Below are 14,192 nucleotides of genomic sequence, written 5' to 3'. Positions count from 1 at the left end.
GGGCCGGCATCGCGCTGCGCGCAGGGCTGCTGGGGCCAATCCGCCATTGTCGGGCAGGCGGGGTTTCCCCGCCTGTCGGCTGTGCAAAGCAGACTGCAAACCATGTAACAAATGTAGGGGTCTGCCAACGGCTGGCCTAGTGCACAAGGCAGAATTTCAGGCACTTTGGCAGATTTAAGTGGGGATTTAGCGACTGATATGACTTTGCAGCTATCAGCCCAACTGCTGCCGTGGCGCTTGCGGGCCTGGCAGCAGCCCCGCATCACTCCATAAACCAGCCGTGGCTGACAATCATCGACTGCCCCGTCAGCGCATTGGTGGGGAACGCTGCAAAAAACAGCGCCACGCGCGCCACATCGTCCACGGTGGTGAACTCGCCATCGACGGTGTCCTTGAGCATCACGTTCTTGATGACGTCGGCCTCGCTGATGCCCAGCTCCTTGGCCTGCTCGGGGATCTGCTTGTCCACCAGGGGCGTGCGCACATAGCCGGGGCAGATCACATTGGCACGCACACCTTGCGGGCCGCCCTCTTTGGCCACTACCTTCGCCAGGCCTTCCAGGCCATGTTTGGCCGTCACATAAGGCGCCTTGAGCTTGGAGGCCTCTTTGGAATGCACCGAGCCGGTGTAGATGATGCTGCCGCCACGGCCCTGCGCATACATGTGCTTGATGCAGGCGCGCGTGGTGAGGAAAGCGCCATCGAGCTGGATGGCCAGCATCTTTTGCCACTCCTGCAGTGTGAATTCCTGCACCGGTTTGACGATCTGGATGCCGGCATTGCTCACCAGGATATCGATGCCGCCATAGGCCTTTACCGCGGCTTCGACCGAAGCGTCGACCTGGTCTTCCTGCGTCACATCGACCGCCAGGCCCATGGCAGTACCGCCCTTGCCTGCAATCTCCTTGGCCGCCGCCTCGGCCGCTTCCTGCTTCAGATCGGCGATCACCACCTTGGCGCCCTGCTGCGCATACAGATCGGCGATGGCCTTGCCAATGCCACTGGCGGCGCCCGTCACATAGGCCACTTTGCCTGCGAGTTGCTGAACCATGTTCTTGATCCTTTCGACCGAAAATGCGGTCACAAAGATCCAGTCTCGCGCTGCGCTGCAACATGCTGCCGTAGGAGAGCAAGCCGTTTGCATGACAATCACCAAAGCCTTGGCCTCGCCCCTGCCATCAGGGCAGGCCTGGCCTTCACCCAGCGCGAAGCTCTACACTTGCGGTTTCGCCAGACTCTTCGAACAAGACCATGAACATCAGCAAAGACTGCGCCGTCACCATCCAATACAAGGTGACCGATTCCCAAGGCAAGCCGCTGGACAGCGGCAACCTCGCCTACCTGCATGGCGGCTATGAAAACATCTTCCCAAAAGTGGAAGCGGCGTTTGAAGGCCAAGCTGCAGGCTTTAGCACCAGCGTGGATCTGGCCGTGGAAGATGCCTTTGGCGCGCGCGACGAAAGCCTCGTACGCGTGATCCCCAAGAGCGAGTTCCCCGCTGGCGTGAAGGTGGGCGGCCAGCTGCGCGGCGCCAATGAGCGCGGCGAGCCACAGGCCTTCTACGTCAAGAAGATCAAGGGCCCCGAAGTGCATCTGGATGGCAACCACCCGTTGGCGGGCCTGGCGCTGCGCTTTAGCGGCAAGGTGGTCGACGTGCGCGCTGCCAGCGAAGAAGAAATTGCCCACCGCCATGTCCATGGCGGCCACGGCCACCACCATTGATCACGCAGCGCAGCGGGCTGGTGCAACGCACGGCCCTCTGCGCTGGGCGTTGTTGATACCCAAGCGGCTGCCACGCGTGCAAGCCGCTTTTTTATTGGAGCACCACCTATGAACACCCCACTGATCGAGCCCCGCACCAACCGGCTGCAGCTGCGCCAATGGCAGCCGCAAGACCGGGAGGCCTTTGCCGCGATGACGGCGGACCCCGAGGTGATGCGCTACTTTCCCGCGCCGCTGACCCGCGCGCAAAGCGATGCAATGGCAGACCGCTGCGAGGCGCTGATGGCGGAGCGCGGCTGGGGCGTCTGGGCCGTGGAAAGGCTGGAGGACCAGCAATTTATCGGCATCGTGGGTCTGCATGTGCCCCAGGCCCAGCTGCCTTTTTCTCCCTGTGTCGAAATCATGTGGCGCCTGGCCCGCCATGCCTGGCACCAGGGCCTGGCCACAGAGGCGGCACAGGCTGCGCTGGCGGTGGGTTTTGATGACTTGCAGCTGCCGGAGATCGTTGCCTTCACCACCAGCAACAACCTGCCATCGCAGGCCCTGATGCAGCGCCTGGGCATGGTGCACGACGAGAACGGCGATTTTGACCATCTTGCGCTGGAGGCCGGTGACCCACTGCGCGCCCATGTGCTGTATCGCTTGTCTGCTGCGACATTCAGAGCACGCTGAACCTTCTTTGGCCTGCAACGGCAAGTGTTCGATGGGTCAGCTCGCATCGATTCAAGCCAACCGGCGCCCTCCTCTGGCGTCCGAATGCCTACCAGGCCGGCTGTAGGACGCTTGATCTTTCTCAGGGCTTTTACCCATATTGACCATGACGCAGGCTTTGTTGCAGTTTTGCGCGTTAGGATGTAATCACAGGTGCCGCAAGGCTTTTTGCCTTAGCAGCATCCGGTTGTCAAAGCTGGGCCGCCGCCCAGCACGTTCGAGAAAGGAGCACATCCATGCAAGTTCAAGTGCACGCTGGCGACAATGTCCAAGGTGGAGATTCCCTCTCCCAATGGGCACAAACCGAGGTACAAAACAAGCTTTCGCGCTTTCGTGAATATGTCACCCGGGTGGAGGTTTACCTCACCGATGTGGACGCCCTGAAAAATGGCGGCAAAGGCAAACGCTGTGTGATGGAAACACGCGCTACTGGTCGGCAACCCTTGGCCGTCAACGCCGAGGCCGAAAAGGTGGCAGAAGCCTTTAACGCTGCGCTGGAAAAACTGCACCGCGCTTTGGACACCGACGTGGCCAAGATGCGCGACAAGAGCAACCGCGAAACCATTCGCACTGCCACCGACGAGGACGCCGAAGCCTGAAGGCTGATGGACCGGGGCTGGTAAGCCCAACCTCCTGAACCAAGCACCGCTAGCCGGTGCTTTTTTACGTCTGTACTACGCCCTTTCTTCTACCCGGCAGGCGCCAGCATGTCTGCGGGTTTGCCGCGCTAAAGCGCGCCGGGGTGTCCCACTCTCAACACCTTAAACCACCTAGCCGTGAAGCCCGCATGTGTCTGGCAACGGCTGTGCTGCCTTAAGCGTCCGCGGCTGTAGCTGTAGCTGTAGCTGTAGCTGTAGCTGTAGCTGTAGCTGTAGCTGTAGCTGTAGCTGTAGCTGTAGCTGTAGCTGTAGCTGTAGCTGTTGATGTCGATGTGGATGTTCCGGGGCACCTCATAAACAGCTGCTCGATCCGGCGGTCGGCGCACCGTCGCTGCTAAGGCCTCGTTCAAATCTGCTGAACGCACCGCCCAGACCGTACCGGCGCATGGCTAAGAATCGGTGAATATCTTCATAAGCTCAACATATGAAATTGCACACAGCTTATTCACACATGACGAATTTTGAGCCTAGTAAAACGTCATCGAAAAGATATCCACAGATCTGACGAAGTGAGCACGCAGGAACATTCGTTTTGTTTTTTGCATAAATGGACATATCAGCACGCTATTTTTTGCAAACATCCGTGATATGTAGCCAATTTTTGTCTACCTATACGCAATTGCCAGACTATCCTCTTGCTTGATTTATCCACATCAATTTCACAGAAATCGGTCAATTTCGCTTATTTTTTCATCAATCATTTGCCAAAAAGTTACCCCCATAGAACTGTGTATAAATATCCAATACCTTGTTCTAAAGTTATAACTTGAGATTTTTTTGTGTATAAGTAGAAACCGTCTTTAGGAAGTTATGCACAGAAATTGCTGTTCATGTACCACTGAGTCAATTTGTGGATAAGCTGTCTTTCAGAGCGTCTATGTCGTTTCTATGCATAAGTCCTTTACTTATCCACAAATTTGCCCCATCGTAGACGCACGTTACCTTTATGCGCATGTGCATAACTAGCCGCGTTGAATTTTTCATATTGTGATATTTTTCACGATGCGAAAATTATTCACAAGCACAGCAAGGATAACTTGTTGACAACATCAGGGCTGGGTTTGACAAGTTTGCATAAAAATGTGGCATTCTGGGTTCTATTCACCCGCTAGAGGGTTGTCGGCAACTTGAAGTAAATGGTCTTTCAATTCAGTTAATTTGAATCATTCAAATTGAAATGTTGGAGTCTTTATTCGAGTAGCTGGGTGCTAGCTGCCTCTTGTTGGAGATGCGCTGGATCACAGGCTTCCAGTCTTTGAAATGCGCTAAGAAATCGCCGGGGTCAAACTGCCTATCTGCGCTGGTAAAAACGAAAGCGCCCAAAAATGCTGGGCGCTCCAAATGCGCTGGGAATCGTCGTTCGCGGCGAAAAGATCGGCATACCCGCGCTGTGGTGCAGTTGCTGCCCCTCTGTCTCTTATCCGTTCTGTGCGTGAGGTCCGCCAGACGGGCGCCCATGACACACAGGCGTCATCGCATCAGCAGCTATAAATACGAAAAATGCCTATTCGTCCGGAATCAGCATCTGCTGATTTTTTCCATTGCTGAACCCCTCCAGCGGAGCGATAAATCCATGGTCTACACGGCGGCGACCACCGTGCATTGCAAGTGCGAGATCTGCATGGAAGCGAGAGTCATGAGCAAGGAGTGCGGAAGTCAGGTTTTTTAGCCAGGCCAACACCAGAACAAAGAGACTTCCCTGCGCCTGTTCTGCACATGCAATCTTTCTGGCCTCCGCAAACCACTTTTAAGGCGCAACAACGCTGACCGACCCAGGTCTTCGCGCACCAGGGGTGTCTTCGGCCTAATGCCAATGCATTGATTTGAAAGGGTATTTTTCAATGCCTACTTGGTCTTTCCAGCAGCGCAGCACCACATCGCAATCGTGTTCTCTAAACAGACTGTGGATAACACTCTGCATAAAGCGACAGTAACTATCTAGTTATCCACAGACGAGGGTGTGGCATCCAACTTGCTCCACTTCCATCCACCGGGAAAAGGACGCCGTGCACACATCCCAAAAGACGGAAAGATGATTGTTTTACTGAGATAAAAAACTTATCCACAGAATTCAAGGCAAACCTGTCGATGCGGCAAAGCCGCCAAATTTAGCCGAGGTCCTGTGGAGAATTTTTGCCAGCGAGCGTTTCCTCGGTTTGAATTTCGGAATCGAACTGTCAATCGACATGGAATTCCTTTCTTTGTGGATAACTTTATATTTATCAACATCTTGCTGAGATTTTGGCGGCGCAGATTACTTGTGGATAATGAATGAGCGGAAAACGACTTATCCACAGATATTTCCCAGCACTGGTACTTATCCACTTTAGAGTGACAGCCACAGACGGGTACCATCAACACGGTTGAAGAAACTCCAAGCTTTTGAAAATTCAAACGTTAGTCTACTTATCCACAGAAACAGCCGCCCTTCTACTACTACCTACTATTCTTTTAAAGAAAATAAAAGAAAAACCAAAGGCACGCTCAGCAAAGTTTCATATGTTGAAATTTTTCGGAATGTGAAAAATTCAAAGCAGATCGATGAAGTCGGATTCGGCAAGATCCATTCGAACGGAGAGGGCGCCGTACTGGCGACTGAACAGCACACAACAGAGAGAGCCTGATCTCAGTGCTGCGCAGGATTGCGCCTTGTTGCCGCGCCGCGCTAGTGGCTGATGACAGAAAGCACGCTGTGCGCAAATGCACAGTCCCGCATAGGTGTTCGCTATAGTTTTGGATTGCTCACGCTAACGTTGACGCCGTTTTGCAAGTATTCAGCTGGGCGGAAACGCGTTTTACAGAGCATCCCTAGCGCTGAGCTGAATAAGCGGAGCGGGGCAAGGCTTGGAGAAATCTCTCCTTTCATCTCGACCCCATGGAAGCAGCGCCTGCTGGCGCTTTAAACGAGCTAGTGAGGCTGGGAGTCGAAGAAGCGGAGAAACCGTCTCAAGAGGGCCCAAAAGGGCACTGGGGGACGTTCCATCAGCCGGGCATCTATCGAGATAGATCGGCCACCTTGAAGTCAAACAACAGGGCTTTCTCTTGAGGCTGTATGTTTATACAGTCTCTCGTAAATTGTCTTGCTCCAGCAGCTCTGATGGGCCTGGTCTTTATTGCTGAACGGCTTTACCGTTGCGATGGCAGTGAGGCCGCCCAGGGCACTGGTCCACCACCAGCCAATAGGCAGGCTTCCAACGGGCAAAAAAATACCGCCAGAAGGCGGTATGAAGGGGAAGAGGGTAGCGGGAGAGATCAGAAGTGCCGTGCGTAACGCAACTGCACAAAGTTCTCGCCAGGGTTGGGACGCTTGATCGAGGCGTTGGACAGATGCTCCAGGCGCACGGACCATTCGCTCTCACGGCGCATGCCGGTGAAGTAGCCCACGCCGATATGGGTGCCGAAATTGAAGGCGGTGGAGAAGCGCTTGTCACGGGTCTCGTACAGCTTGCTGGAGACATAACCGCCCAGGCCTGCTTCTACAAACCAGGGGTACTGGCTCTTGCTGTGGAAGCGCATAGTGGGCACCAAGCCGACGATGGCAATCGTGCGGCTGCCTTCTTGCTCCATGCGGTCCGAGTTCCAGGCGGACAGGCTCATGTCCCAATGGGCGGTGACGGGATGGCCCCACCAGAAGGTCTTCCAATCCATCGGAATGGTCGAACCAATGGTGACCGCGCGGGCATCGCGCTCAGCAATGCCCGCTTGCAGGTACAAGGTGGGGCTGTTGCGCTTGTCAGCGAATTGCGCGTGGGCAGAAGCGCTCCAGACAGTCAGCGCGCACAAGCCGACAGCGGAGAGAAGGGGGCGGTATTGCATTAAATAATGTTACACCTGGACTACAGAGGCTTCTGTCAGCAAAAGCAGGATGTTGTCTGTATGCAACCGCTTACGACTTGTGGCGTATAAAAAAGCGCAGCTTTTGAGGGCTGCGCAGGAGGGGATGGAGAGAGATCCGAGGCGGGAGAAGGCTTCCTGCCTTATTTGCTGTCGATTGGCGGAACAGACTGTTTCGGATTGGGGCCTTGATGGCGGTGGCCATGTGAGCCCTTGCCGTCTTTGCCGTCTTTGCCGTCTTTGCCGTCCTTCCCGTCGTGTCCACGGCGTTCGTGCATCTTCAAGGTTTCTGCATCAAAGGTCTTTTGCTGCTCAGGCGTCAAGCTGGCATAGAAGGCCTTGGTCGCCTGGTTGCGCTGGTCCATCGCGGCCTGGTGCTTAGCATGCATGGCTGCCATGGCATCAATGCGCTCCGGCGTGGTCATCTTGGCGAAGTCGGGGCATTCAGGGCGGTCACCGGGTGCCGGGCGCTGGGGTTTGACCGCAGCCATATAGCTGGCCCAACCGGCTTCCTGGCTGGCATTGAGCTTGAGCGAGGCCTTGAGTGCCTGCATGCGCTTGGCCATGCGGGCCTCGCGCGCTTCAGGGCCATGGGCCTTTTTGGCGGGGGCTGGTGCGCTTTGCGCGGCCGGGGCTGCCATGGGTGCACCGGGTGCGGGAGTTTGGGCGAAGCTGGAGACTGTCAGGCCGGCCAGCATGGCGGTCACGATGGCGCTGCGTTGCAAGAGAGACATGGTGTTTCCTTTCCGGGTTGTGATGTCTTATGCGATGACTGCAGTGTCCGCCTGCCATGTAATAGCGCCGTCACGGGCCGGTATGGCTGTGTAAAGATTTACCAATTTTGGTAGTGGATGCCGCTGGCTGCAGCCGGGCGGTTATGCCCGCCGCACTGCCCATGGGCGCTCCCGATTCGCGGCACAATGGACGGCAGATCATTGCGGCGCACCCTGGCCGCTTTGTGTTTTTTTAAAGCTTGCTCGCCCTTGGCAGCAGCTTCCAGAACAAAGGAATGGCATGTTCAAGAACATGATTTTTTACCGCATCTCCGAAGCCTGGCAGCCCGACCTGGTCGCGCTGGATGCGGCCTTGGCCAAGCAGCAGTTTGAGCAATGCGGTGCTACCCAGGAAAAGTCCACCGGTTGGGTGCCGCCCCGCGGTGAAGAGCACGGCGCGATGGTGGAATCCGTCGGCGGCCAATGGATCCTGCGCCTGATGAGCGAGAGCAAGATGCTGCCGGCCAGCGTGCTCAACCGCAAGGTCGATGAAAAGCTGGCCCATATTGAAGCCCAGGAAGGCCGCAAGCCGGGCAAGAAGGAAAAGCAGGAGCTCAAGGACGAGTGCAAGCTGGATTTGCTGCCGATGGCCTTTACCAAGCAGGGCGGGCTGTGGATCTGGCTCGATCCGCAGGCGCGCCTCTTGGTACTGGACACCAGCAGCCAGGGCCGTGCCGATGAGGTGATCACCATGCTGGTGGAGGCATCGCCCGGATTTGCCGTGGCGCTGATCGACACCCAGAACAGCCCGCAAGGGGCGATGTCCGCCTGGCTGCACAGCTACGATGCGCCGGCAGGCTTCAGCATTGACCAGGAGTGCGAGCTTAAAAGCGCTGACGAGTCCAAGGCCGTGGTGCGCTATGCCCGCCACCCGCTGGGCATCGACGAGATCCGCGAACATATCGACCAGGGCAAGCTGCCCACCAAGCTGGCACTGACCTGGGATGACCGGGTCAGCTTTGTGCTGACCGAGGGCCTGCAGCTCAAAAAGGTGTCGCTGCTGGATGTGGTGATGGAAGGTGCCAGTGAAGACGGCGGCTTCGACGCCGATGTGGCCATTGCGACCGGTGAGTTCAGCCAGCTGATTCCGGACCTGATCCAGGCGCTGGGCGGCGAAGGCCGTACCGAGCTGGGTCAACTGCCTGACCGGGGCGACAAACCCACTGCAGCGGCCCGGGAAGGGGCTGTAGCGCCCATCAAGCCGACCAGCCAGGGTACGGCAGTGGGTCAGCCTTTCCATGCGTCTGGCAAGCCCGGAGGCATGCAGACCGGGCCCAAATCGGCACCGGTGGACAACGATCCGGATTCCAGCCCGTTCTGATCCTCAGGCACGTCAGCAACGACAACGCGCTCCACGGAGCGCGTTTTTTCATGGCCGGGCCTGTCCGGCAACGGTTCAGTGTTTGCAGCAGCCGGCGGTATCGGGCTCGGCCGCAGGGTCCGACAGGCTGTCCAGAATCGGGCAGTCCGGGCGCTGGTCGCCATGGCAGCTGTGTACCAGCGCCTGCAGAGAGCGCTCCATGGCCTTCATCGCGGCAATGCGCTCGCGCAAGGTCTCGATATGCTTTTGCGCAATCTCCTTGACCGAGCTGCTCGCACGTTGCTTGTCGTGCCAAAGGCTGAGGAGCGTGTCGATTTCCTCCATCGAGAAGCCCAGATCGCGGCTGCGGCGGATGAAGGAGAGGGTGTGCACGTCCGACTCGGTATACAGCCGGTAGCCACTGTCGGTACGGTGGACATGGGGCAGCAGGTTGAGCGACTCGTAATGGCGCGCCATGCGTGCAGAGATACCCGCCAGCTGGGCTGCTTTGCTGATGGACACCGGCCAGGCGGTGGACCGCTCAGCCGCAGGCTTGCGTGACGGGCTGGCCATGCTTACTGGACCTGGTAGCCTTCGGCCGCGATGGCCGCCGCGATCTTGTCAGCCGGCTGGCTGGAGTCGACCACCACCTTGCCGTGGGCACGGTCAATCTGCACGGTGGCCTGGGCATCAAGCTGCTGCACCGCCTGGGTGACGGCACGCTCGCAGTGGCCGCAGGTCATGCCCTGGACTTGGAAGGTGTTTTGCATGAGGGTTTCCTTTTCGGTGGTTGATGGCCTGATCTTGAAAGCTGACACGGTGTGAAGGTCAAGCGCAGGGTCTTTGCTGCCAAGACCAGACCATCGGGCAGTGGGCATGCCCTGTGATGTTTCACGTGAAACATGGCAGGGCAGCCGCTGTGCTGTGTTTACTGCTTTTCGTCCGCAATCGCCTTCTGCACCGAAGGACGGGCACCGACCTTTTGCAGGAAGCTGGCCAGGTTTTGCAGGCCGCTGATATCGACACCAACAAACTTGCTCCAGCCGCAGACCGTGAACAGGTAGGCGTCGGCCACCGTGAAATCCGAGCCCATCAGGAATTCCTTGCCGGCCAGCTGTGCATCGACATAGGTGAGGCGCTTGAGCACTTGCACGCGGGACATGTCCTTGACGGTGTCAGGCATGTTGGGGTTGAACAGCGGAGAGAAACCCTTGTGGATCTCGGTGCCGATAAAGCCCAGCCACTCTTGCAGCTGGTAGCGCTCAAAGGTGCCGTTGGCAGGGGCCAATTTGGAGGCGGGCGCCTGGTCGGCGATGTACTGCACGATGGCAAGGCCTTCGCGCAGGCGCTGGCCGTTGTCCAGCTCCAGCACGGGCACGTAGCCCAGCGGGTTGATGGTGTAGAAGTCGGTACCGTCCTTGAGCTGGTGGGTCTTGGTGCTGGCCATCTCCAAGGTGAAGGGCAGGCCGGCTTCCAGCAGCGCGATATGGGGCGACAGCGAACAGGCGCCAGGAGAGAAATACAGCTTCATCGACAAATCTCCGATAAGGGTTTAAGCCGAACCATGCTATCCCTTTTGACAAGGCTTTGCAGCAGGGGTGGATGCGGCCCAATAACACGGCTGCCGGCGTGTAAACCCCCCAGTCATTAAAATAGCGGGCAAAACCGACTATTCGCCATTTCTGCCCAAGGGCTGCAGAAGGGCTGACTGATTGCAAGGCGCATGCTTTGCGAGCCCTGGAACGAGGCCCCATGAGCCAAACCCCCTATACCTATCCGCAAGAATTTGACGTCATCGTTGTCGGTGGCGGCCATGCCGGCACCGAAGCAGCGCTGGCCGCTGCACGCATGGGCAGCAAGACGCTGCTGCTGACCCACAACATCGAAACCCTGGGTCAGATGAGCTGCAACCCCAGCATTGGTGGCATCGGCAAAGGCCACCTGGTCAAAGAGGTAGATGCGCTGGGCGGCGCCATGGCGCTGGCCACCGACAAGGGCGGCATCCAGTTTCGCATCCTCAACAGCTCCAAGGGCCCGGCGGTGCGTGCCACCCGTGCCCAGGCCGATCGCATCCTGTACAAGGCAGCGATCCGCGAGATGCTGGAGAACCAGCCCAACCTCTGGCTGTTCCAGCAAGCGGTCGACGACCTGATGGTGGAGGGCGACCGCGTGGTCGGCGCCGTGACACAGGTGGGTATCCGTTTTCGCAGCCGCACCGTCGTGCTGACGGCGGGCACATTCCTGGATGGCAAGATCCACGTCGGGCTGAACCACTATGCCGCCGGCCGCGCTGGCGATCCGCCAGCGGTCAGCCTGTCGGCGCGCTTGAAGGAGTTGAAGCTACCCCAGGGCCGTTTGAAGACCGGTACACCACCGCGTATCGATGGCCGCTCGATCGACTTCAGCCAATGTGAAACCCAGCCTGGCGATGGCATGCCTGGTGGCGTCAACGAAGGCCAGTTGCCGGTGTTCAGCTTCATGGGTAATGCGGAGATGCACCCGGCGCAGATGCCTTGCTACATCACCCACACCAATGCCCGCACGCACGAGATCATCCGCAGCGGCTTTGACCGCAGCCCCATGTTCACCGGCAAGATCGAAGGGGTAGGTCCGCGCTACTGCCCTAGCGTGGAAGACAAGATCAACCGCTTTGCCGACAAGGAAAGCCACCAGATCTTTCTGGAGCCCGAAGGCCTGACCACCCACGAGTACTACCCCAACGGAATCTCGACCAGCCTGCCGTTTGATGTGCAGTACGACCTGGTGCGCAGCATGAAGGGCATGGAGAATGCGCACATTCTGCGTCCCGGCTATGCGATCGAGTACGACTACTTTGACCCGCGCTCGCTGAAGAACAGCTTTGAGACCAAGCAGATCCAAGGCCTGTTCTTTGCCGGCCAGATCAATGGCACGACCGGTTATGAAGAGGCGGCAGCGCAGGGCCTGTTTGCCGGCATGAACGCGGCATTGCAGTGCCGGGGCGAAGGCCCTTGGACGCCGCGCCGCGATGAAGCCTACCTCGGTGTTCTGGTCGATGACCTGATCACCAAGGGCGTGACCGAGCCCTACCGCATGTTCACCAGCCGGGCAGAGTTCCGCCTGCAGCTGCGCGAAGACAATGCCGATATGCGCCTGACCGAAGAGGGCCGCAAATTTGGCTTGGTGGACGATGCACGCTGGGATGCCTTCAGCCGCAAGCGCGATGCTGTTTCACGTGAAACAGAGCGCCTCAAGGCCACCTGGGTGAACCCACGCATCGTCACTGCACAAGAAGCAGAGCGTGTTCTGGGCAAGGCCATGGAGCGCGAGTACAACCTGTTCGATCTGCTGCGCCGGCCAGGTGTGGACTACGCCACCTTGATGAGCATGAACGAAGGCGCCTACCAATCCAGCGATGTTTCACGTGAAACACTGGGTGGTTTGAGTGAGTCGGTCGTGGAGCAGGTCGAGGTGGGTGCCAAGTACTCTGGCTACATCGACCGCCAGAAGGACGAAGTGGAGCGCGCAGCGCATTACGAGAAACTGCGCCTGCCCGCCGAACTGGACTATATGCAGGTGATTGCCTTGTCGTTTGAAGTGCGCCAAAAGCTGCAAACCCACCGCCCTGAAACCCTGGGCCAGGCATCGCGCATTTCCGGCGTCACGCCCGCTGCCATCTCCTTGCTAATGGTGCATTTGAAAAAGGGCGGCTTTAAAGGCTTCAACACCGCACAAGAGGTAACCACTGCATGAGCGCACTATTGGAAGCCCCGTTGCGTGACGGAGTAGGGCAACTGGGCCTGTCACTGGACGATGGTCAGATCGAGCAGCTGATGGCTTTTCTGGATCTGCTGCAGAAGTGGAACAAGGTCTACAACCTGACCTCGCTGCGCGATCCGCAAGAGATGCTGACCCACCATATGCTCGACAGCCTGGCGGCGGTGCCGCCATTGGCACGCTACCTGGCTGGCAAGGGCTTGGCGTCCCCCAAGCTTCTGGACGTGGGATCGGGCGGTGGCTTGCCGGCCGTCGTGTTTGCCATCTGCCTGCCCGAGCTGGATGTGAGCTGTGTGGACACCGTTGGCAAAAAGGTCGCCTTTATCCAGCAAGTCGCGGCCGCGCTGCGCCTGCGCAACCTGCATGGCATCCAGTCGCGGGTGGAGCAACTCAGCCAGCAGTACGACGTGGTCAGCTGCCGCGCCTTTGCCGCCTTGCAGGATTTCACCGCCTGGTCAGCCCAGACCTTGCGAGCCGATGGCATCTGGCTGGCCATGAAGGCCAAGAAGCCAGACGATGAACTGGCCTCGTTGCCAGCCACCGTGCAGGTGCTGAATATCGAGCCCTTGAAGGTGCCGGGGCTTGATGCCGAGCGCTGCATTGTCTGGATGCAGCACCAGGCTGCATAAGCAACGCCTGCGACATGCCGCGACAGCCCCACAAACGGCAGCAGTTTGGACGGACGCAGAGCCCCGATTTTTCGGGGCTTTTTGTTGACGCTTGTGCCGGTAACAACGCGCTTTTTGCTGGCTAGCAAGCGGGGCGGTCGTTTACACTCAAAGTTTCCATTGCAGCGGGCGGCACATGTTTGGCATTTCTGACTATGGTGCGTTTGTCTTCGCCGTGCTCCTGTTCTTGATGATCCCGGGGCCTGGCAATCTGGCGCTGATCACCTCCACGGGCAAGGGCGGCATCAAGGCCGGTTTGGCCGTCTGCGCGGGCTGTATGGCGGCTGACCAGGTGTTGATGTGGCTGGCGGTGGCCGGGGTGGCCGCGGTGCTGACAGCCTATCCAACAGCCTTCCATGCGGTGCAATGGGTCGGCGCAATTTACCTGGGCTGGATCGGCTTCAAGCTGATCACCGCCAAACCCGGCGACAAGCCCGTCATCCAGATCGCCCCTCGGCATTATTTCAAGCAGGGCTTTCTCATCACCTTGATGAACCCCAAGGCCATTGTTTTCTACATGGCGTTTTTCCCGCTGTTTGTCGATCCTGCTACCCACCGGGGCATCCCCACCTTCGCGGTGATGGCGGCCACGGTGGCGGTGATCAGCCTGGTTTACTGCACGGTGGTGGTGCTGATTACCAAGACCTTGGCCGAGCGCCTGCGCGCCAACCCGGCGCTGGTCAAATGGCTGGAGAAAACAGCCGGTGTGTTTTTAATTGGTTTTGGCCTCAAGCTGGCCCTGACCAAATAAGTTAGTGGACGAAGCGAG

Annotated in this window: 13 protein-coding genes; 7 read left to right on the top strand and 6 right to left on the bottom strand. The window is 58.1% G+C overall.

Going from position 1 to position 14,192, the window contains the following annotated elements; all coding sequences use genetic code 11:
* Window positions 1–262 precede the first annotated feature (262 nt).
* Complete coding sequence (locus HS961_RS02330; RefSeq protein ID WP_182326198.1) at window positions 263–1,051, bottom strand: 3-hydroxybutyrate dehydrogenase; 789 nt, start codon at window positions 1,049–1,051, stop codon at window positions 263–265.
* 200 nt (window positions 1,052–1,251) lie between these two features.
* Between HS961_RS02330 and HS961_RS02325 the strand changes: the two genes are divergently transcribed.
* From HS961_RS02325 to HS961_RS02315, 3 genes are all read left to right on the top strand, one after another.
* Window positions 1,252–1,722, top strand: a complete 471-nt coding sequence (locus HS961_RS02325; protein WP_182326197.1) for an FKBP-type peptidyl-prolyl cis-trans isomerase — start codon at window positions 1,252–1,254, stop codon at window positions 1,720–1,722.
* Window positions 1,723–1,830: 108 nt separating this feature from the next.
* On the top strand, window positions 1,831–2,394 hold the full coding sequence (locus HS961_RS02320) for a GNAT family N-acetyltransferase (RefSeq protein ID WP_182326196.1): 564 nt from the start codon (window positions 1,831–1,833) through the stop codon (window positions 2,392–2,394).
* 275 nt (window positions 2,395–2,669) lie between these two features.
* A complete protein-coding gene (locus HS961_RS02315) occupies window positions 2,670–3,032 on the top strand; it encodes an HPF/RaiA family ribosome-associated protein (RefSeq protein WP_182326195.1) in 363 nt (120 codons plus the stop codon).
* Between the two features lie 3,312 nt (window positions 3,033–6,344).
* Here the strand turns inward: HS961_RS02315 and HS961_RS02310 are convergent.
* Both HS961_RS02310 and HS961_RS02305 read right to left on the bottom strand, forming a co-directional pair.
* Complete coding sequence (locus HS961_RS02310; RefSeq protein ID WP_182326194.1) at window positions 6,345–6,908, bottom strand: acyloxyacyl hydrolase; 564 nt, start codon at window positions 6,906–6,908, stop codon at window positions 6,345–6,347.
* A 161-nt stretch (window positions 6,909–7,069) separates the two neighbouring features.
* On the bottom strand, window positions 7,070–7,660 hold the full coding sequence (locus HS961_RS02305) for a Spy/CpxP family protein refolding chaperone (RefSeq protein ID WP_182326193.1): 591 nt from the start codon (window positions 7,658–7,660) through the stop codon (window positions 7,070–7,072).
* Window positions 7,661–7,940: 280 nt separating this feature from the next.
* On the opposite strand from HS961_RS02305, the gene HS961_RS02300 reads away from it, so the two are divergent.
* A complete protein-coding gene (locus HS961_RS02300) occupies window positions 7,941–9,020 on the top strand; it encodes a recombination-associated protein RdgC (protein WP_182326192.1) in 1,080 nt (359 codons plus the stop codon).
* Between the two features lie 75 nt (window positions 9,021–9,095).
* Here the strand turns inward: HS961_RS02300 and cueR are convergent, their stop codons facing one another.
* The 3 genes from cueR to gstA all read right to left on the bottom strand — a co-directional run bounded on the left by cueR (window position 9,096) and on the right by gstA (window position 10,530).
* The gene (gene cueR, locus HS961_RS02295; protein WP_238347750.1) at window positions 9,096–9,572 is read right to left on the bottom strand and encodes a Cu(I)-responsive transcriptional regulator; all 477 of its coding nucleotides are present in this window, start codon (window positions 9,570–9,572) and stop codon (window positions 9,096–9,098) included.
* Window positions 9,573–9,574: 2 nt separating this feature from the next.
* Window positions 9,575–9,769 (bottom strand): heavy-metal-associated domain-containing protein, encoded by a 195-nt coding sequence (locus HS961_RS02290; protein ID WP_182326191.1) that lies wholly within the window; start codon window positions 9,767–9,769, stop codon window positions 9,575–9,577.
* A gap of 158 nt (window positions 9,770–9,927) precedes the next feature.
* Window positions 9,928–10,530, bottom strand: coding sequence for a glutathione transferase GstA (gene gstA / locus HS961_RS02285; RefSeq protein WP_182326190.1), 603 nt, complete (start codon window positions 10,528–10,530; stop codon window positions 9,928–9,930).
* 221 nt (window positions 10,531–10,751) lie between these two features.
* On the opposite strand from gstA, the gene mnmG reads away from it, so the two are divergent.
* The 3 genes from mnmG (at window position 10,752) to HS961_RS02270 (ending at window position 14,174) form a co-directional block, all read left to right on the top strand.
* Complete coding sequence (gene mnmG, locus HS961_RS02280) at window positions 10,752–12,731, top strand: tRNA uridine-5-carboxymethylaminomethyl(34) synthesis enzyme MnmG (RefSeq protein ID WP_182326189.1); 1,980 nt, start codon at window positions 10,752–10,754, stop codon at window positions 12,729–12,731.
* A complete protein-coding gene (gene rsmG / locus HS961_RS02275; RefSeq protein ID WP_182326188.1) occupies window positions 12,728–13,384 on the top strand; it encodes a 16S rRNA (guanine(527)-N(7))-methyltransferase RsmG in 657 nt (218 codons plus the stop codon). The genes mnmG and rsmG overlap by 4 nt, the downstream gene beginning before the upstream one ends.
* A gap of 175 nt (window positions 13,385–13,559) precedes the next feature.
* A complete protein-coding gene (locus tag HS961_RS02270) occupies window positions 13,560–14,174 on the top strand; it encodes a LysE family translocator (protein ID WP_182326187.1) in 615 nt (204 codons plus the stop codon).
* The last annotated feature ends 18 nt before the right edge of the window (window positions 14,175–14,192 follow it).

Source organism: Comamonas piscis, assembly GCF_014109725.1.
GTDB lineage: Bacteria > Pseudomonadota > Gammaproteobacteria > Burkholderiales > Burkholderiaceae_C > Comamonas > Comamonas piscis.
The sequence above is the reverse complement of the archived record's forward strand: the minus strand, read 5'-3'. Positions and strand labels throughout refer to the sequence as shown.

Bases quoted from the DNA above. Each gene is read 5' to 3' on its own strand.
- HS961_RS02330 (WP_182326198.1), bottom strand. From the start codon at position 1,051: ATGGTTCAGCAACTCGCAGGCAAAGTGGCCTATGTGACGGGCGCCGCC.
- HS961_RS02325 (WP_182326197.1), top strand. From the start codon at position 1,252: ATGAACATCAGCAAAGACTGCGCCGTCACCATCCAATACAAGGTGACC.
- HS961_RS02320 (WP_182326196.1), top strand. From the start codon at position 1,831: ATGAACACCCCACTGATCGAGCCCCGCACCAACCGGCTGCAGCTGCGC.
- HS961_RS02315 (WP_182326195.1), top strand. From the start codon at position 2,670: ATGCAAGTTCAAGTGCACGCTGGCGACAATGTCCAAGGTGGAGATTCC.
- HS961_RS02310 (WP_182326194.1), bottom strand. From the start codon at position 6,908: ATGCAATACCGCCCCCTTCTCTCCGCTGTCGGCTTGTGCGCGCTGACT.
- HS961_RS02305 (WP_182326193.1), bottom strand. From the start codon at position 7,660: ATGTCTCTCTTGCAACGCAGCGCCATCGTGACCGCCATGCTGGCCGGC.
- HS961_RS02300 (WP_182326192.1), top strand. From the start codon at position 7,941: ATGTTCAAGAACATGATTTTTTACCGCATCTCCGAAGCCTGGCAGCCC.
- cueR (WP_238347750.1), bottom strand. From the start codon at position 9,572: ATGGCCAGCCCGTCACGCAAGCCTGCGGCTGAGCGGTCCACCGCCTGG.
- HS961_RS02290 (WP_182326191.1), bottom strand. From the start codon at position 9,769: ATGCAAAACACCTTCCAAGTCCAGGGCATGACCTGCGGCCACTGCGAG.
- gstA (WP_182326190.1), bottom strand. From the start codon at position 10,530: ATGAAGCTGTATTTCTCTCCTGGCGCCTGTTCGCTGTCGCCCCATATC.
- mnmG (WP_182326189.1), top strand. From the start codon at position 10,752: ATGAGCCAAACCCCCTATACCTATCCGCAAGAATTTGACGTCATCGTT.
- rsmG (WP_182326188.1), top strand. From the start codon at position 12,728: ATGAGCGCACTATTGGAAGCCCCGTTGCGTGACGGAGTAGGGCAACTG.
- HS961_RS02270 (WP_182326187.1), top strand. From the start codon at position 13,560: ATGTTTGGCATTTCTGACTATGGTGCGTTTGTCTTCGCCGTGCTCCTG.